The sequence below is a fragment of the Novosphingobium sp. GW835-FHT14H07 genome (assembly GCF_058793515.1).
On the sequence record NZ_JBXAFX010000008.1, the window covers coordinates 136,771 to 153,341 of the forward strand.

Consider the following 16,571-nt stretch of genomic DNA (forward strand, 5'->3'; position numbering starts at 1 on the left):
CGCCCCCCGCTTTTTCCGCAGCTATACGACAGATTTTCTTTATTCGACGAGGTTTGCTTCGATCGCGGCGAGCACCTGCGGTGTCACGCCGAGCACCTCCCGCGCATAGGCCTCCACGCTGCCGTGGCGTTCCCGGATCGCTGCGAACGCGCGCTCGAGAAATTGCGCCTCGACGCCCATCAGCACGCGCACCGCGGCATCATCCATCGATATGCCGAAACCCTCGCGCACATGCCGCGCCCCGGCTTCGATGCGCGCCTCGGCATTGCCCGCAGTATTGGTGAGCAGATAGTCCGCCACGATATCATCGTGGTGCACGTCCAGCATATCGTGGACCAGCGCAGCGGCGAGGCCGGTCCGGTCCTTGCCGGCCAGACAGTGCAACAGGCTCGGCGTTTCGCGTTCGGCCAAGGCGTGCATGTACAGACGGTAGGTCCCGACCAGGACAGGCCGGAATGGCAGCGTTTCGTAAAGAGCAAGCATGGCCTGTCGCGCATCGTCGGCAGTGCGCACATCCCGCGCCATCTCTTCGTGCACCGCGCGCCCAGCCGCACTTGCAGTTTCGCCAGGATGGAAAAGCACGCTGCCCTCGAACTCGGGGTGCCTGAGGCAGCGATTGGCAGCGCGCTCGCTATCACCGCGCAGGTCGATGACGGTGGCGATCTGCAAGGCGTGGACTTTCTCGAGATCCTCAGCCGTTGCCTCGCTATGCTGACCCGAGCGCCACAGGACGCCCTTGCGCAACCGACCACCGCGCGCGGCATAGTTGCCATAGTCCCGGAAATTGTGGATTCCGGCCATCGCCAGCACCCTGGCCTGTTCCTGCTCGCTCATTTCACCGTCCTTGCCTGCGCTCAGCAATGGCAGCTTTGCCCAAGCGTGCAAGCGGGTCCGTCTGACGTTTCACGTCGTGGCAATGCCTCGTGACCCGTAGCGGGTTTGGCCCTTTATTGCCGCACGGCCAGCGGTTCGAGCGCGCGCGCCACAACTACTGCGGCCGGTGTCGGCTTGGGCACCAGGGTTCCGCCCAGCCGCCGGACGGCTTCGTCCATGCGATCAAGGTCGCCGGTGTGAAGCACGTAAGGAACGCCCATTGCCGCAAGCGTCCGCGCCACCTGCTCGCAGGTTTGCCCTTGGCCCAGCGAAACGTCGAGAATGGCTGCGGAAATCGCGTTGTTCTGGACGATGGAGAGCGCCTCCATCAGATCGAGTGCCGTCAATGGCTTGCACCCGGCATCTTCGACCGCAAATTCCAGATCGAGCAGGATGAGCGGTTCATCATCAAGCACGAGAACGCGGCACGGCTCCGACGAAGCGTGATGCATCCCGCTCATTCGCCGGCATCCCGCAAGGGGATGCTGAGCCGGGCGTGAAGCCCTTCGCTGTTCAGTTCTCTCACAATTCCTCCCCTGGCCATGCCAAGCATGCGATCCACGATACCATCCACCCCGACCGAACCTGCCGCCGCCTCTTGCAGCAAAGCGTCGGTTCCGCGCCCATGTTCCACCCAGTCGATGCGTATCGCCGGGCTCTCGGCAGAACCATTGCGCTGCCAGCCGACCGTAACGCGCCCGTCATCCCGACTGAGGGCGCCGTAACGGATGGCGTTCACCGCCAGTTCGTGAAGCGACAGTCCGAGCACCGAGACCGATGCAAAATCCGACCTGAGCCCATTGCCCTCGAAAATGATGCGCGTCCCATCCGGATCGTAAGGCGCCAGGACGGCACGGATGGCCTGGCCAACCTCGACCGTGCCGCGATGAGAATCATCGAGGGTCGTTTCGTAAGCCCGGCCAAGCGCCTGGATTCTGTCATTGATTTCCCGCGCTTCGACCTCGATGCCGCGAACCCTGCCGGTGAAGTTGACGATGCCGCCGATCACCGCAAACATGTTCTTCATGCGATGCGACAGTTCGCGTGCCAGCTCGCGCGCGTGCAACTCGTCGGCCCGCGCCGCGCGCACGTCGGAAACATCCCACTGGCTGCCGAAGAAATAGACCAGTTTTCCTTCGGCGTCGTAGACCGGCCCCAGATGCAGGGCATTCCAGAACGAGCTGCCGTCCTTCCGGTAGTTCAGCAGTTCGACAACCGTCACGTCCTCGCGATCCAACGCGTTGCGGATCCGCACCAGAGAGGCACGATCGCTTTCCGGGCCTTGCAGGAAACGGCAATTGCGTCCGACGATTTCGTCTTCCTCATATCCGGTGAGGTGACGGAACGCCCGATTGGCAAAGACGATGGGCATGTCATCCTGATGCGGATCGCACAGGCAGATCGCCATGCGCGTCTGCGCCATCGCCTGCTCGAACAGAACGCCAGATGCTCCGTCGAACGTATCTTCGGGGTGTTGCGCGCGAAAACGCGCCACGGCTGGATCAAACACGGTGTGGGCCTGATCGATCGGGCCGGACTCAGGGATGTTATCTGAAGTGTTACGGTTCATATCAGTGGCTACCTGCCACCGAAAATGCAGTTCCTACTGCTTGGTTCCGGAAAAAAGCATTAAATTCATGGGCATCATTTTCGTTCCAGCGGAATGACGGCGAGTGTCAACCGGGATATACAGGCGAGCTTGTCCAGTTCATCGACGATCCGGATGGACCAGACGTGGGTGCTACGCCCCAGGGCCTCGGGTCGTGCAGTCGCGTAAACCCATCCGTCGCGCACCGGTCGCAGGTGATTGGCGTTGATTTCCATCCCCACGCAAGCGAACCGGTCAGGGTCCACCACCATGGCTCCTGCCATGGAACCGATCGTTTCTGCCAGCGCAACCGATGCGCCACCGTGCAACCGGCCAAAAGGCTGATGCGTGCGATGGTCGACCGGCATGCGCGCGGAAATCCAGTCATCGCCACAGTCATGGAACTCGATGCCAAGGTGCGCCGGCATCGAGGAACTGCCCAATTTCGTCAGTCGCTCGAGCGAGGGCTTCTCACCATTCCACCAGATCAAGCAGCAAATCCTTCAGCAAGAAAACGCCCGGCGCATCCGGCCAGCACGGCAGTGCCGAGCGGCAACACGCTTTCGTCCACCATCATTCTGGTGGAGTGGATCGAACAGCAAGAGCGCCAGTCTACGCCTTCATGGGCCACGCCAAGGAAGAACATCGCTCCGGGCACCTTTTCAAGCACATAGGAAAAGTCTTCCGCCCCCATGATCGGGGCGTCCAGCCGGTGAAAGCCATGCTCGCCGGTTAGATCGCGAACCACCCTCTCGCCCAAATCAACCGCGCGCCCATCGCATACGGTGACAGGGAACCCCGGCGTGATCGCGACCTCGGCCGTCATTCCGTGGGCCGCGGCGATGTTCGTCGCCACCAGCTTCAATGCTTCATGGATGCGCGCGCGATTGGTGGCAGAAAGCGTGCGCAATGTGCCGCGCATGGCGACCCGGTCGGCGATCACGTTGTGGGCCGTACCCGCCTCGATCTTCGCGACTGTGGCGACGACGGGATCGCTCACCGGGAACTTCCTCGTGACGACCGTCTGGAGCGCGGTGACGATCTCACAAGCCACTGGCACCGGATCGAGCGCATCGTGCGGCATCGAGGCATGGCCGCCCCGGCCGTGCACGACGATGTCGAACTGGTCTGCCGAAGCAAGCAATGGTCCTGCCCGACCGGCCACAAGGCCATGCGGACTGTTGGGCATGATGTGCAGGGCAAAGGCAGCATCGGGCAGCGGATCTATCAGCCCGTCTTCGAGCATGAAGCGAGCGCCATGGAATCCCTCTTCGCCCGGCTGGAACATGAACTGCACCTCGCCTGCAAGGTCATCAGCCCGGGCGCAAAGTAGTTCGGCGGCACCTGCCAGCATGGCGGTGTGCGTGTCATGGCCGCAGGCGTGCATTGCGCCCGGGATGGTGGAGGAGAAGTCGAGCCCGGTCTCTTCGGTCATGGGCAGCGCGTCCATGTCGCCGCGCAGGAGGACACGCCGTCCAGGTCCGGCCCTGCCTTTCAGCGTGGCCACCAGCCCGGTCGTCGATGGCCCCTCACGCCATGTCAGTGGAAGATGAGCGAGCGCGGCGCGGACCTTGTCCCGGGTCTTGGGCGTGTGCAGGCCGAGTTCGGGTTCGGCATGGATCGCACGGCGCAGCGCGACGATCGAATCGGAAAGGCCTCGCGCCTGTTCGAGCAAGTCGGGATGAAGCATCGGAGGCCTCTTGTGGAAGGGATCGACACTAGGCTGGCACGTTGCAGCGCTGCTGTCGAGACTTGGCCTTGGGACTTGCACCAGCGGGCAGAGCGCGTTAATCGTTCGATTAAATAGTCCACTGACGGAGAGAGTCCCGATGCCCGAAGCCTATATCATCGATGCCGTCCGCACTCCGCGCGGGGTCGGCAAGCCCGGCAAGGGCGCGCTTTCGCACCTGCACCCGCAGCACCTCGCCGCGACTGTCCTCAAGGCCCTGAAGGAGCGCAACAATCTCGATACCGCGACGGTGGACGACATCATCTGGTCAACCTCCTCGCAGGTCGGCAAGCAAGGCGGCGACCTCGGCCGCATGGCGGCGCTGGCAGCGGGGTACGACATCAAGGCGTCGGGCACGACGCTTGACCGCTTCTGCGGCGGCGGCATCACCTCGGTGAACCTGGCCTGCGCCTCCGTGATGTCGGGGATGGAAGACTGCGTCATCGCCGGCGGTACCGAAATGATGAGCTTCACCGCCGCGCACGGAGCGGAACAGGCCAATGCGGGCATCAAGCCACTGGGCATGGGCTCAGGCAACCTGGCGCTCGACGCCTTGCATCCGCAATCGCACCAGGGCGTGTGTGGCGATGCCATCGCCAGCATCGAAGGCATCAGCCGCGAAGCGCTCGACGCGCTTGCCCTCGTCAGCCAGCAGCGCGCCGACCGCGCGATCAAGGAAGGCCGCTTCAACAAGTCGGTCGTGCCGGTCCTGAACGAGGACGGTTCGGTTGCGCTCGACCGCGAGGAATTCCCGCGCCCCGAAACAACTGCCGAAGGCCTCGCCGCGCTGAAGCCGAGTTTTGCCGGCCTTGCCGACTTCGATCTTGGCGGCACGTCTTTCCGCAAGCAGATCAACCGCCGTTATCCTGACGTGGAAATCCAGCACTTCCATCACGCGGGCAACTCCTCGGGCGTGGTTGATGGCGCAGCGGCGCTGCTGATCGTTTCGCCCACCTATGCCGAAAAGCACGGCCTCAAGCCGCGCGCCCGCATTGTCGCTTACGCCAACCAGGGCGATGATCCGACGTTGATGCTGAACGCGCCCGTGCCTGCCGCCAAAAAGGTGCTGGCCAAGGCCGGGCTTTCCAAGGACGATATCGACGTCTGGGAAATCAACGAAGCCTTTGCTGTCGTTGCGGAAAAATTCATCCGCGACCTCGAACTCGATCGCGAAAAGGTGAACATCAACGGCGGCGCCATGGCGCTTGGCCACCCGATCGGCGCAACCGGTTCGATCCTGATCGGCACCGCTCTCGATGAACTCGAACGTTCGGGCGGACGCTACGGCCTTGTAACGATGTGTGCTGCTGGCGGCATGGCACCGGCGATCATTATCGAACGCATTTAACCAAAGTAAATACTCGAGACAATTAGTGGCCCGGCGATCGAATGCCGGGCCATTGTTTTTCAAGAAGTTGCAAATGTTACGTTGCAATACGTCGCCAGCGCTGGCATTTGTCGAGCTAATATGCCCGCATTTCCGCGAACTCTTGTCAGACCCCTGCGCGGTAAGCTGTCCGGCTACGCCGTAGCGATTGGCCTTGCGATAATCGCCACGATACTCAGGCAGGCAGCCGACAATCTTCTACCTCCCGGCTTCCCATTCCTGACGTTCTTTCCCGCCGTGATCGTCACCGCATTTGTTGCCGGACGCGGCCCCGGCGCGCTCTGTGGCGTGCTTAGTCTGTTGTCTTCATGGTATTTTTTCATTCCGCCAGCGAATACTTTCGTGCTCTCTGCTCCAGTGGCGACCGCGCTGCTATTCTTCGCAGCAGTGGTGATTGTGGATGTCCTTCTGATCGACGGGCTGCAACAGCGCCAGGAGCAGCTGGTCGAAAGCCAGCGCCAGCTGAGCGCGATGGCAGACCAGCAAACCCTGCTTTTTCAGGAACTTCAGCACCGCGTGGCGAACAACCTCGCCTCGGTCTCCTCGATGCTGCGCATCCAGCGCCGACAGATCGAGCGGACGCCGGAAATCGCTCTCACGGTCCTTGAAAGCGCCGACCAGCGCATCGAACTGATGGGCCGCGTGCATCGCCAACTTTACAATCCGGCGGCCCGTGAGATTCCCCTGCCCGAACAGATCGAAAATGTCGTGGCTCAGGCGCAGGACGTGGCCGGGGCCGAGGACGTCAAGGTAATCATCAACGCTGTCGATGCACCCCTTGCCGTAGACCGTATGATGACGCTGATGCTGCTCATCACGGAAGTGCTCAACAACTCGATAAAGCACGCTTTTCCGGAAGGTTCGTCCGGTGAGGTTCGTCTCACGCTGGAACCCGCCAGTCACGGACGGCTGCGCCTGACGATTGCAGACAACGGGCGCGGCCTTTCTCCGGGACACGCCGACGTCCCGCGCCATCGCGGCCTCGGCACTGCCATCACCAAGGGCTTTGCCACCCAGCTCGGCGGCACGATCACTGTCGACGGCAGCAACGGGGTGAGGACGATTGTCGAGTTTCCGGAGGGCTGAGGGCAGTTTCCAACTCTCCCCCAACTCTACCGCAACTCACCCCTAACTCCCCCCTGACTCGTGTAGGCAAACGCCCCACTGGGCGGGGCTTTGCCCATGCACGATCACGGTGCCGCAGCGATCGGTCCCGCTTCGTTGGCGACGACCTTCAGGACCTCGGCCCAGGCAGCGACATTTTGCGCCAATTCGGCGGGATCGACCTTGTCCAGGGTGTCGTCAGGCGTGTGATGAAGATCGAAGTAATGGGTGCCGTCCTGGTTCAGGTCGACCACGCTGAGCTTCTGCTTTTCGATCACCGGCTCGACGTCGGTCCCGCCATCGGCCTTGCCGCTCCCACGGACGATACCCATCGGTGACAAGGCAGCGGCGATGCGGTCGGACAGGGCCTTGTCGGCCATGTTGAACTGGACGCGCCAGACGCGGGCGGCGCCGAAGTCGCTCTCCATCGCGAGGGCGTGGGGTTCGCTGTGCTTTTCCGCGTAAGCCTTGCCGCCGAAGCCGCCAAGTTCCTCCGAGCCTGCCCAGAGAACGCGGATGGTGCGCAAGGGCGCGCCGCCCTCCTGCGCCTTCAAGGCGGCAGCGGTGATGATGGCGCACCCCGCTGCGTCGTCAATCGCGCCGGTGCCGAGATCCCAGCTGTCGAGGTGGCAGCCGAGCAGGATCGGCGGGAGCGAGGGATCGCGGCCCGGCAGATCGCCGATGACGTTGCCCGAGGGAAGATTGTCGGTGGTCTTGCCGGTGAGCGTGAGACTGAGGCGGATTGCCTTGCCGCTGCGCGCTATGCGGGCGATCAGATCGGCATCCGGATTGGAGACCGCGCCTGCCGGGATCGGCTTGACGCCATCGGGGAACGTGGTGCCGCCGGTATGGGGGTTGCGGTGACTGTCGGTGCCGATGGAGCGGATCACCACGCCGATCGCGCCCTTGCCCGAGGCGATAGCTGGCCCCGCACGGCGGACCTGCCCGTAGGGACCATAACCGCTGCCGTCCTGGTTGCGCTTCATCGCGTGGTCGATGAAGGCGATCTTGCCGCTGAGCGAGCCGGCCGGCGCGGCCTTCAGCGCATCGAGCGTGGGGAAATAGACGACATCGCCTTCGATGCCCTTTTCCGGCGTGGTGCCGCTGTAGCCCAGTGCAGTGATCGCAAGCTTGAACGGGATCGGAGCAAGCAAGTTGGCTTCGTCCCGGCCGCGCACGTAGCCGCGGATCCTGAACGGCTCGACCGCGACCTTGCTGAAGCCCAGCGCCTTCAATCGCGCTTCGGCCCAGACGCGGGCGCGCGCTTCGGCTTCGGACCCGGGCATGCGCGGCCCGACTTCGCTGGTAAGCCCGGCGAGCAGGTCCCAGGCGACATCGCCTTTCGGATCCTGCGCATAAGCGGTTGAGACGGAAAGGGTGGCGATGAGCGCAAGGGCGCGAGCATGGTTTCTCATGCAACCGTGCTATCGCCCGCCCCACCGCCTGCCAAGCCCTGCCCGCCGCCCTTGTCGCACAAGCCCCGCTTGCCCGACCCTTCGCGCTCGGATAGAGGGCGCGCAACAGTTTTTGCCTTCTACCCAAGGACCCGAGATGGCTGCCCAATACGCCTACGTCATGAAAGACATGACGAAGACCTTCCCCGGCGCGCAGAAGCCGGTGCTGAGCAATATCAACCTGCAGTTCTATCAGGGTGCCAAGATCGGCATCGTCGGCCCGAACGGTGCCGGTAAATCCACCCTGATCAAGATCATGGCCGGGATCGACAAGGACTTCACCGGCGAAGCCTGGCCGGGTGAAAACATCACCGTCGGCTACCTTGAGCAGGAACCGCAGCTCGACGAGAGCAAGACCGTGCTCGAGAACGTCAAGGACGGTGCGCGCGAGATCGCCGATATGGTCGAGCGCTTCAACCAGATCGGCATGGAAATGGCCGAGGAAGATGCCGACTTCGATGCGCTCGGTGCCGAGATGGCCGAGTTGCAGGACAAGATCGACGCGGTGGATGGCTGGACGCTCGACAACCAGCTCGAAATCGCGATGGAAGCGCTGCGATGCCCGCCCGGCGACTGGTCGGTGGCGAGCCTTTCGGGCGGTGAAAAGCGCCGCATCGCGCTGACCCGCCTGCTCATCCAGAAGCCTTCGATCCTGCTGCTGGACGAACCGACCAACCACCTTGACGCTGAATCCGTCGAATGGCTGGAAAACCACCTCAAGGACTATGCCGGCGCGGTGCTGATGATCACCCACGACCGCTATTTCCTCGACAACGTGGTGGGCTGGATCCTCGAACTCGACCGCGGAAAGTACTTCCCCTACGAGGGCAACTATTCGACCTACCTCGAAACCAAGGCCAAGCGCATGGCCCAGGAAGAGCGTGAGGAAAGCGGCAAGCAGAAGGCGCTGCAGCGCGAACTCGAGTGGATCCGCCAGACCCCGGCCGCGCGGCAGACCAAGTCCAAGGCGCGTATCCGCAAGTTTGAGGAACTGCAGAACGCCCAGGACAACCGTCCGGTCGGCAAGGCCCAGATCGTCATCCAGGTGCCGGAGCGCCTTGGCGGCAAGGTGATCGAGGTGAAGAACATCTCGAAGGCCTACGGCGACAAGCTGCTGTTCGAAGACCTGTCGTTCATGCTGCCGCCCGGTGGCATTGTCGGCGTGATCGGGCCGAACGGTGCGGGCAAGTCCACGCTGTTCAAGATCCTGACCGGCAAGGAAACGCCCGACAGCGGCACGGTGGAAATCGGTTCGACCGTCCACCTCGGCTATGTCGACCAGAGCCGCGACGACCTGAACCCCGCCAACAACGTGTGGCAGGAAATCTCGGACGGCCTCGATTACATGAAGGTCAACGGGCAGGACATGTCAACCCGCGCCTATGTCGGCGCGTTCAACTTCAAGGGTCCCGACCAGCAGAAGAACGTCGGCAAGCTTTCGGGCGGTGAGCGCAACCGCGTGCACATGGCCAAGATGCTGAAGGCCGGCGGCAACGTGCTGCTGCTGGACGAACCGACCAACGACCTTGACGTGGAAACGCTGGCGGCACTGGAAGACGCGATCGAGAACTTCGCCGGTTGCGCCGTGGTCATTTCGCACGACCGCTTCTTCCTTGACCGTCTGGCAACGCACATCCTGGCGTTCGAGGGCAACAGCCACGTCGAATGGTTCGAAGGCAACTTCGCGGCCTATGAGGAAGACAAGCGCCGCCGCCTGGGTGACGCGGCAGATCGTCCGACCGCGTTGGCGTACAAGAAACTGACGCGCTGATCTTCTTTGTCATTAATGGGCGCGCCCCGCTCGCCATCTTGGCGGGCGGGGCGTCATCCTATTTCGTCACCCTGAACTTGTTTCAGGGTCCATCTCGCCACACGCACGGACGGTGTTTGGCGAGGGATGGATGCTGAAACAAGTTCAGCATGACGGTGAGAATGCACCGACCTGCCGCACAAGATGACGACCAAGGGGATCAGCCCTTGCGGCGGAAGCGGAAGGTGAGGGTTTCGGTCTTGCCGCCTTCCTTGACCGTGACCGAGGCGGTCATGGTGTTCTTGCCGGTGCGTTCGTAGACAAGGCCGGAGAAATCGAGGCGGTCGCCCTTGCGCTCGGTCAAGGGGAAGGACGTGACCTTGTCCTTTTCCTCCCAGCCGGTGAGGTCGGCGTTGAAGTGCTTGAGGCGGTAGGCGAGCGAGCTGCCTTCTTCGACGACGGTAATGAGTTCGTAGAACATCACCGTGCCGTCCTTGTTCAACTGGCGGAAGTGGCCGACCATCTGCCCGCCAGCTGCCGGGGCATAGGCTTCGAGTGCGGGTGCGCCTTCGATGCCCTCACCTTCCCATGAACCCTCCAGCCAGGCGACGTCCGCCAATGTTGCGGGCGGCGCGGCGTGGGCGGTGATCGGAGTGAGCAGCAAGGCGGCGAAGGCGGACAGGAGCAGCTTCATGGTTTCCTTCCTCAATCGAGCGCCAGCGGCAGATAGACATGCGCGCGCTGGTGTGGCGGGACTACCTCGTCGGCATCATCGAGGTAGTTGATCAGGACAGGTCCCTCACCCAGTTCCAGATCGCGCGCGAGCAGCTCTGCGTAGAGCGTGTCGATCAGGCCATGCAGGTCGTCATAGTCGCCAGTGGCGAAGAACGAGAGGTGCGGGCCGCCCGGTAGTCGCCGTTCTTCCAGGTCACCGTCAGGTTCGCCAAGACCGCCGGTATCGAGTGCGCAGGTAAAGCGGCAGGCTTCGGGTGTGGCGTGGCGGGGATCGTCGTGCGGCATGCCCCAGATCGCCTGCAGGCTTTCCGGCCCCAACTGGGCAAGCGCGAGTTCGAACAGCCGTCCAAAGCCGCGGTTCAGTTCGGAATAGGCGCCGACATTACGGACGGCGAGCAGGCGCAGCGGGGCTAGCTCGACTATCTCGATGCGCAGCGCGCTCTGCGGGTCCGATCGGGGCTCGCCCAAGGCTTTGGCGGTGTTGCTGAGGCTTTGCGGGTCACTGCCGAGGGCAGACGGAGTCTGGCCCGTCGTGGCACGCAGGGCGCGGGCATAGGCTTGCGAGGTGGCATAGCCGCTCTGCCCGGTGGCGGCGCTGATGCCTTGCGCTGACAGAGCTGGCAGGCTTCCGGCGAGGCGTGCGCGGGTAATGGCGGCACCGGGAGCTTCGCCGGTCATCAGGCGAAATATCCGGTGAAAGTGATATTCCGACATCGCCGCTTCTGCTGCCAGGTCTGCGAGGCTTGGCACTTCGCCTGTGGCGAGACTGCGTTCGAGCAGGGCAATGGCGCGTTCGATGCGGGTGGCGTAGCGGCTGCGTTGGTCAGGCTTCATGCGCGTCCTTCCGGGTCTCATGCACTGCCCTCATGTCTCGCTGCCGGGGTCTTGTCGTTCCCGATCTTGCGCTTTCTAGGGAGCGAGCCAGGTCTTGTGCCACGGCGAGGCTTCGTCTTCGCGGGTGAAGCGGGCGCGGGTGCCGCCTTCGTGAGTGAGGTGCAACCAATCAAGGCTGCGCACTTCAACCAGCAGGACGGCGAAATTGCTTCGGCCGGGCAAGGTTTCCTCGACGGTCGGCGCGCGGTGCAGAAGGTGTTCGGGAATGGTCGAGCCGGCGGCTTCCAGCACAGCGCCTGGGCCGTCACCGGCGAGGTAACAGCGACGGCTGGAGGCGGTGGCGCACTCCCACGCGGCATCGGCGACAGGACCGCGATGTTCGATCCGCCCTTCACCACGCATGCGGATCTGGATGCGGGTTTCGGGATCGTAGGCAAGGACGCTGACCGGGGCGCAATTGCCGATCAGCGCGCACTTGGGACTGCGCAGGTCGGTGTGGAAACGCAGGGTCAGGTCCGGTGTCGCCTCGCGCAGGACCATCATCCTGAGATCGCCATCAGCAGTGCCGACGACCGGCGTGTGCATCGCACTGCGGCGCTGCCTTGCAGCCTTGGCAAGGCGATCGGTAGCATCAGCAAGAACGCTATCGAGCGTCAACTCCATTCATCTTTCCCCATACGAACCTGAACAAAAGGCTACCAACCCGGTTCAGACATCGGACAGCGCGAATCGTTTATTACCATCGTATTAAAGCTGCGAAGGGTGTCGCGGCTCTTCATATCGGGAAAGGGTCGGTCACGATGTCCGGCAAGTCAATCTTCAGAAGCAGTGCACTTTACGCACTGGCTGTGGCCATGACCGCAACAGCAATTCCGTCCACGGCGTTCGCCCAGCAGCAACAGCGCGAAGAGCGTGGTGGCGGTTGGCAGCGCGGCGGTGAAAATCGGGGCGGTGAGAACCGCGGTGGTGGCAACTGGCGCGGTGGTGGTGATTTTCGCAACCAGCAGGCGCAACGTCCGCAGGCACCACAAGTGCAGCGTCCCGCCGCACCGCAGGTTCAGCGTCCGGCTTGGGGCGGGTCCAACCCCCAGGCGCAGGCAAGGCCAGAGCAATCACGGCCTGACCAGTCACGTCCCGCATGGCGGGGGCGGACCGAGGGTTCGCAGCGGGATTGGGGACGTTCGCAGGGCCGCGACTGGCAATCGGGCACCGTGAACCGCCCGGCACCGGCGCAGAACGCGGGCAGGCCTGCCGTGCCGCAGCGCGGTTGGGACGGCAGACAGTGGAACGGGACCAACCCTGGCAACCAGAACGCCGGGCGGGATTGGAACCGCGACGGTCGTGACTGGAACCGTGACCGGGATGGGCGCAACTGGAGCCGTGATCGCGACGGGCGTGACTGGAACCGCGACAACTGGCGACGCGACGATCGCCGGGGCGACAACTGGCGCAACAGTTATCGCGGGGACTATCGCCGCTGGAGCAACGACTGGCGGCGGGACAACCGCTACAACTGGAACCACTACCGCAGCGTGAACCGCGGGATCTACCGGATGCCACGGTACTACTCGCCCTATCGTGGGTACAACTACAGCCGCCTGTCGATCGGCATTTTCCTGAACTCTGGCTTCTATGGCCAGAACTACTGGATCAATGATCCCTGGGCTTACCGCCTTCCCCCCGCATACGGTCCGTATCGCTGGGTGCGTTACTGGGACGACGTGCTGCTGGTCGATGTCTATTCCGGCGAAGTGGTGGACGTGATCCACGACTTCTTCTGGTAAGTCGGGCAACCCATCCGGCCCCTGCACCAGACGGTGCGGGGGCCTTTTTCGTGCGCGGTCAGGCCCTGCTGTACTCCGCCAGCGCGCGCAGCACGTTTGTCATCATTTCACGTCCTTGCCCCGTCAGCCGCACATAGCGGCGGCGGGCATCAGTACTATCCGGTTCGCGAAAGATCAGCCCTTCCTCTTCAAGGCGAGCAATCCAGCGCAGGATAGTCGTCGACGGAATTCCCGCATCGAGACAGACGCTCGACACCTGGATATCGGTGCGGCGGCAGTCGGCGATGAACAGATCAAGAAGGATGTCCCAGCCGGGCTCTGCGAAAAGGCCTGGTCGCCCGCTTGCCTCGTCACGTTTGCGACGCAGGTTGTAGAGCGCCTTTGCAAGACGAAGGATTTCGGCGTTGGGATCTACGTAAGCGTCCAAGCAATGCTCCATGCGAGCGACAAGAAATCACGAGGAGCGTGCTGGCACCCGGCGCCGACAAGTGGCATTGCGGCTTTGCAGATACCGACCCTTGAAGGTCTGGCAGCGTTCATGATCTATTGGTGACCCGAGATGACCTCATAAGGAAGTTTGGTTAACGCAAAGGACTGCAGAAAGCTTCGCCAAATCCATAGTATTAGTCCGGTTCGGATCAATTGAACTGGATTGCGGTGACGAGCCGATTCCAACATGAGATCGTGCAATATGGGATTGTTTTCAAAGAAGAGTCAGTCATATGCAGAGACCTCGGCGCTGCGTTCGATCGGAGAGACAGTCCGCAAGCGTCTCGCAAACGACTCTGGCGTCTATCGTATACCGGTGGATGGGCTCGAGATCTTTGGCGTGGCGGATTTCTTTTCGGCCGCAGAGTGCGAAAGGCTGATCGCCATCGTCGACAAGGTGGCGCGCCCCTCCCCCACCTACAAAGGTACGGACGCGACTGGCCGAACCAGCTATACCGGGGACGTGGATCCGTTTGACCCTTTCATCCTCATGCTGCAGCGCCGGATTGACGACCTGATCGGAATCGATCCCGCGTTCGGCGAGACGATCCAAGGGCAACGCTACGAACCGGGACAGGAGTTTCGTGGCCACTATGACCACTTTCTGCCTTCGCAGCACTTCTGGGATACGGAACAGAAACGCGGCGGCCAGCGTAGTTGGACGGCCATGGCGTATCTCAACGCCGTGGAGGAAGGCGGGACAACCGACTTCACCCGTGTCAACCTCTCCATCCCGCCGCAACCGGGTGCGCTCTTGCTCTGGAACAACATGAAGCCCGACGGCACACCAAATCCTGATGCCCTGCACGCCGGAACGCCGGTTGTGCGCGGCAAGAAGTATGTCCTGACCAAGTGGTACAGGTCGCGCCCGTGGCACTGAAATGGGGGGCCTGGCACGGCCTGATTGCACTCGCTTTGCTGCAGCCGGGCGCAAGCCATGCTGCAACTGCTGCCACAGGTTCTTCCGTTGTCGCCGCGCAGATCGACAATGGCCCGCAGGCATCATCCGGTCTTCCGGAAAATGCCCAGCTTGAGCGGATCTTTGCCGATGAAATGCGGCAAGGCTTCGCGCTCGATCCTGTTGGCGCCCTGCAGCAAGGCCAGCGCGTTTCGGTCGAGGCATTCCTGCAGTTGTTCTCGCCAGAACTTGCCAGGGAGCGGCGCGAGGCAAATGCGCAACTGCTGGCGCGGCTGCGGCAAATAAGCCCCAGCAAACTGGACGAGCCACATCGCCTGTCGCGCGAAGTGCTGATCGATGCAAAAAGCGCAGACGCCGCACTGCTGCAACCCGACCTTCTGGCATTGACCGAGGTTCGCCCGTTCAACCACTTTGGCGGTTTCCACGTTTCCTACCCCGAACTGTCATCTCCGGGCAGCGGCATCGCCTTGGAGACTACGCGCGATTACGAGCTTCTAATCGCACGGCACCGCGTGCTCGGGCGCGTCTTTGATCAGGCTACTGCGCGCTTCCGCGAGGGAATGGCAAGCGGAGTGACCGAGCCGAGGCTGACGGTGGACAACATGATCGCCCAGATCGATGCCCTTCTGGCCCAGCCGGTCGAGCGATCGCCATTCACCAGCCCGGCGCGCAGCTTTCCGAGCACCTTTTCAAGCGCGGAGAAACTGCGGCTGCGCAGGGATCTGTATGCAGTCACACGGCGCGACATCTACCCGGCCTATCGGAAGCTGCGTCGGTTTCTGGCGGATGACTATCGCCCTGCAGCCCGCGAGCAGGTGGGCCTCTCTGCCTTGCCGGGAGGTGGCCCGCTCTACCGCGAACTGATTCGGGCCTATACCACGCTTGATCTCGACCCCGAGACCGTTCACGCAATGGGCCTGGGCGAAGTGTCGCGAATCCAGACCGAGATGGAGCAGGTCAAGACGGAGCTGGGCTATACTGGTCCCTTGCGCGGGTTCTTCGACGATCTGCGAACCAATCCACGCTACCACCCCAGAACCGAACAACAGCTCGCGGAGGGCTTTCGCGCGGTCGGTCGCAAGGTTGACGCTCTGGCTCCACGCTATTTCCTGCAGTTGCCGCGCACGCCCCTGCAGATCCAGCCCTACCCTGCCTACCGCGCGAAGTTCGAAGCAGGTGGCAGCTATGCGCAAGGGACGCCCGACGGCGTGCAGCCGGGCACGTTCTTCTTCAACACCTACGACCTCAAGAGCCGATACCTGACGGGCGTGACCACACTTTACCTGCATGAAGGCGCGCCGGGCCATCACTTCCAGATCAGCCTTGCCCAAGAGAACACGGCCCTGCCCGATTTCCAGCGCTTTGGCGGCAATAACGCCTACATCGAAGGCTGGGCGCTCTACGCCGAAACCCTGGGTTTCGAGATGGGTCTCTACAAGGACCCGATGCAGCATTGGGGCACCTTGGACGACGAGATGCTGCGGGCGATGCGGCTGGTGGTGGATACGGGCCTTCACGCAAAGGGGTGGACCCGCGAGCAGGCGGTAGATTACATGCTTGCCAATTCGGGCATGGGCCGCAGCGACGCCGAGGCGGAAGTCGACCGCTACATTGCCATTCCGGGACAAGCGCTAGCGTACAAGATCGGGGCGCTTACGATCCAGCGGCTGCGCAAGGAAGCAGAGTCTGCGCTTGGCCGAAAGTTCGACATCCGCGCATTCCACGACCAGGTGCTGGGGAGTGGAGCGCTGCCGATGAAAGTGCTGGAAGGCAAGGTGCGCGGGTGGATCGCGCGGACGCGTATGGCGCGCTAGACCTATTCATCCTTCGACAGGCTCAGGATGAGCGGGTTGGGTGGATGAGGCTTCACAAAGCACCGCTGGTCCTGAGCCTGTTGAAGGACGTTGGCTCAGGACGGCTGGCTG

At 62.8% G+C, this 16,571-nt stretch carries 16 protein-coding genes; 6 read left to right on the forward strand and 10 right to left on the reverse strand.

Going from position 1 to position 16,571, the window contains the following annotated elements; all coding sequences use genetic code 11:
* Positions 1-39 precede the first annotated feature (39 nt).
* The 5 genes from AC1Q5P_RS09795 to AC1Q5P_RS09815 form a co-directional block, all read right to left on the reverse strand.
* Positions 40-834 carry a tyrosine-protein phosphatase gene (locus tag AC1Q5P_RS09795; RefSeq protein ID WP_492518819.1) on the reverse strand — a complete coding sequence of 265 codons (795 nt, stop codon included), beginning with the start codon at positions 832-834 and terminating at the stop codon, positions 40-42.
* Positions 835-947: 113 nt separating this feature from the next.
* The gene (locus AC1Q5P_RS09800; protein WP_118074107.1) at positions 948-1,334 is read right to left on the reverse strand and encodes a response regulator; all 387 of its coding nucleotides are present in this window, start codon (positions 1,332-1,334) and stop codon (positions 948-950) included.
* Positions 1,331-2,443 carry a PAS domain-containing protein gene (locus AC1Q5P_RS09805; RefSeq protein WP_193828049.1) on the reverse strand — a complete coding sequence of 371 codons (1,113 nt, stop codon included), beginning with the start codon at positions 2,441-2,443 and terminating at the stop codon, positions 1,331-1,333. The genes AC1Q5P_RS09800 and AC1Q5P_RS09805 overlap by 4 nt, the downstream gene beginning before the upstream one ends.
* 74 nt (positions 2,444-2,517) lie before the next feature.
* A complete protein-coding gene (locus AC1Q5P_RS09810) occupies positions 2,518-2,889 on the reverse strand; it encodes a hotdog fold thioesterase (RefSeq protein WP_052241897.1) in 372 nt (123 codons plus the stop codon).
* A gap of 59 nt (positions 2,890-2,948) precedes the next feature.
* Positions 2,949-4,151 carry a M20 metallopeptidase family protein gene (locus tag AC1Q5P_RS09815; RefSeq protein WP_492518820.1) on the reverse strand — a complete coding sequence of 401 codons (1,203 nt, stop codon included), beginning with the start codon at positions 4,149-4,151 and terminating at the stop codon, positions 2,949-2,951.
* 139 nt (positions 4,152-4,290) lie between these two features.
* On the opposite strand from AC1Q5P_RS09815, the gene AC1Q5P_RS09820 reads away from it, so the two are divergent.
* Positions 4,291-5,538 carry an acetyl-CoA C-acetyltransferase gene (locus tag AC1Q5P_RS09820; protein ID WP_427464551.1) on the forward strand — a complete coding sequence of 416 codons (1,248 nt, stop codon included), beginning with the start codon at positions 4,291-4,293 and terminating at the stop codon, positions 5,536-5,538.
* Positions 5,539-5,658: 120 nt separating this feature from the next.
* The gene (locus AC1Q5P_RS09825; RefSeq protein ID WP_492518821.1) at positions 5,659-6,663 is read left to right on the forward strand and encodes a sensor histidine kinase; all 1,005 of its coding nucleotides are present in this window, start codon (positions 5,659-5,661) and stop codon (positions 6,661-6,663) included.
* Positions 6,664-6,767: 104 nt separating this feature from the next.
* Here AC1Q5P_RS09825 and AC1Q5P_RS09830 read toward each other — a convergent pair whose 3' ends face one another.
* The gene (locus tag AC1Q5P_RS09830) at positions 6,768-8,096 is read right to left on the reverse strand and encodes a M28 family peptidase (protein WP_039331429.1); all 1,329 of its coding nucleotides are present in this window, start codon (positions 8,094-8,096) and stop codon (positions 6,768-6,770) included.
* A 136-nt stretch (positions 8,097-8,232) separates the two neighbouring features.
* Between AC1Q5P_RS09830 and ettA the strand changes: the two genes are divergently transcribed.
* The gene (gene ettA, locus AC1Q5P_RS09835) at positions 8,233-9,906 is read left to right on the forward strand and encodes an energy-dependent translational throttle protein EttA (RefSeq protein ID WP_039331432.1); all 1,674 of its coding nucleotides are present in this window, start codon (positions 8,233-8,235) and stop codon (positions 9,904-9,906) included.
* 199 nt (positions 9,907-10,105) lie between these two features.
* On the opposite strand, the gene AC1Q5P_RS09840 is transcribed toward ettA, so the two are convergent.
* From AC1Q5P_RS09840 to AC1Q5P_RS09850, 3 genes are all read right to left on the reverse strand, one after another.
* Positions 10,106-10,579, reverse strand: coding sequence for a DUF6265 family protein (locus AC1Q5P_RS09840; protein WP_492518822.1), 474 nt, complete (start codon positions 10,577-10,579; stop codon positions 10,106-10,108).
* Positions 10,580-10,590: 11 nt separating this feature from the next.
* The gene (locus AC1Q5P_RS09845) at positions 10,591-11,454 is read right to left on the reverse strand and encodes an AraC family transcriptional regulator (RefSeq protein ID WP_492518823.1); all 864 of its coding nucleotides are present in this window, start codon (positions 11,452-11,454) and stop codon (positions 10,591-10,593) included.
* Between the two features lie 75 nt (positions 11,455-11,529).
* Positions 11,530-12,117, reverse strand: a complete 588-nt coding sequence (locus AC1Q5P_RS09850) for a flavin-binding protein (RefSeq protein WP_492518824.1) — start codon at positions 12,115-12,117, stop codon at positions 11,530-11,532.
* Between the two features lie 191 nt (positions 12,118-12,308).
* Here AC1Q5P_RS09850 and AC1Q5P_RS09855 point away from each other — a divergent pair, with 191 nt between their 5' ends.
* On the forward strand, positions 12,309-13,238 hold the full coding sequence (locus AC1Q5P_RS09855) for an RcnB family protein (RefSeq protein WP_492518825.1): 930 nt from the start codon (positions 12,309-12,311) through the stop codon (positions 13,236-13,238).
* A gap of 58 nt (positions 13,239-13,296) precedes the next feature.
* Here AC1Q5P_RS09855 and AC1Q5P_RS09860 read toward each other — a convergent pair whose 3' ends face one another.
* Positions 13,297-13,665 (reverse strand): MarR family transcriptional regulator, encoded by a 369-nt coding sequence (locus tag AC1Q5P_RS09860; RefSeq protein WP_039331512.1) that lies wholly within the window; start codon positions 13,663-13,665, stop codon positions 13,297-13,299.
* A gap of 264 nt (positions 13,666-13,929) precedes the next feature.
* Here AC1Q5P_RS09860 and AC1Q5P_RS09865 point away from each other — a divergent pair, with 264 nt between their 5' ends.
* Together AC1Q5P_RS09865 and AC1Q5P_RS09870 are read left to right on the forward strand one after the other, a co-directional pair.
* The gene (locus tag AC1Q5P_RS09865; protein ID WP_193828041.1) at positions 13,930-14,607 is read left to right on the forward strand and encodes a prolyl hydroxylase family protein; all 678 of its coding nucleotides are present in this window, start codon (positions 13,930-13,932) and stop codon (positions 14,605-14,607) included.
* Positions 14,598-16,460: a DUF885 domain-containing protein gene (locus tag AC1Q5P_RS09870; protein WP_492518826.1), complete on the forward strand. Its 1,863-nt coding sequence runs from the start codon at positions 14,598-14,600 to the stop codon at positions 16,458-16,460. Before AC1Q5P_RS09865 ends, AC1Q5P_RS09870 begins: the two co-directional genes overlap by 10 nt.
* Positions 16,461-16,571: the final 111 nt, after the last annotated feature.

Excerpts from the sequence above, each read along its gene's own strand:
- AC1Q5P_RS09795 (WP_492518819.1), bottom strand. The coding sequence starts at position 834 with ATGAGCGAGCAGGAACAGGCCAGGGTGCTGGCGATGGCCGGAATCCAC.
- AC1Q5P_RS09800 (WP_118074107.1), bottom strand. The coding sequence starts at position 1,334 with ATGAGCGGGATGCATCACGCTTCGTCGGAGCCGTGCCGCGTTCTCGTG.
- AC1Q5P_RS09805 (WP_193828049.1), bottom strand. The coding sequence starts at position 2,443 with ATGAACCGTAACACTTCAGATAACATCCCTGAGTCCGGCCCGATCGAT.
- AC1Q5P_RS09810 (WP_052241897.1), bottom strand. The coding sequence starts at position 2,889 with ATGCCGGCGCACCTTGGCATCGAGTTCCATGACTGTGGCGATGACTGG.
- AC1Q5P_RS09815 (WP_492518820.1), bottom strand. The coding sequence starts at position 4,151 with ATGCTTCATCCCGACTTGCTCGAACAGGCGCGAGGCCTTTCCGATTCG.
- AC1Q5P_RS09820 (WP_427464551.1), top strand. The coding sequence starts at position 4,291 with ATGCCCGAAGCCTATATCATCGATGCCGTCCGCACTCCGCGCGGGGTC.
- AC1Q5P_RS09825 (WP_492518821.1), top strand. The coding sequence starts at position 5,659 with ATGCCCGCATTTCCGCGAACTCTTGTCAGACCCCTGCGCGGTAAGCTG.
- AC1Q5P_RS09830 (WP_039331429.1), bottom strand. The coding sequence starts at position 8,096 with ATGAGAAACCATGCTCGCGCCCTTGCGCTCATCGCCACCCTTTCCGTC.
- ettA (WP_039331432.1), top strand. The coding sequence starts at position 8,233 with ATGGCTGCCCAATACGCCTACGTCATGAAAGACATGACGAAGACCTTC.
- AC1Q5P_RS09840 (WP_492518822.1), bottom strand. The coding sequence starts at position 10,579 with ATGAAGCTGCTCCTGTCCGCCTTCGCCGCCTTGCTGCTCACTCCGATC.
- AC1Q5P_RS09845 (WP_492518823.1), bottom strand. The coding sequence starts at position 11,454 with ATGAAGCCTGACCAACGCAGCCGCTACGCCACCCGCATCGAACGCGCC.
- AC1Q5P_RS09850 (WP_492518824.1), bottom strand. The coding sequence starts at position 12,117 with ATGGAGTTGACGCTCGATAGCGTTCTTGCTGATGCTACCGATCGCCTT.
- AC1Q5P_RS09855 (WP_492518825.1), top strand. The coding sequence starts at position 12,309 with ATGACCGCAACAGCAATTCCGTCCACGGCGTTCGCCCAGCAGCAACAG.
- AC1Q5P_RS09865 (WP_193828041.1), top strand. The coding sequence starts at position 13,930 with ATGGGATTGTTTTCAAAGAAGAGTCAGTCATATGCAGAGACCTCGGCG.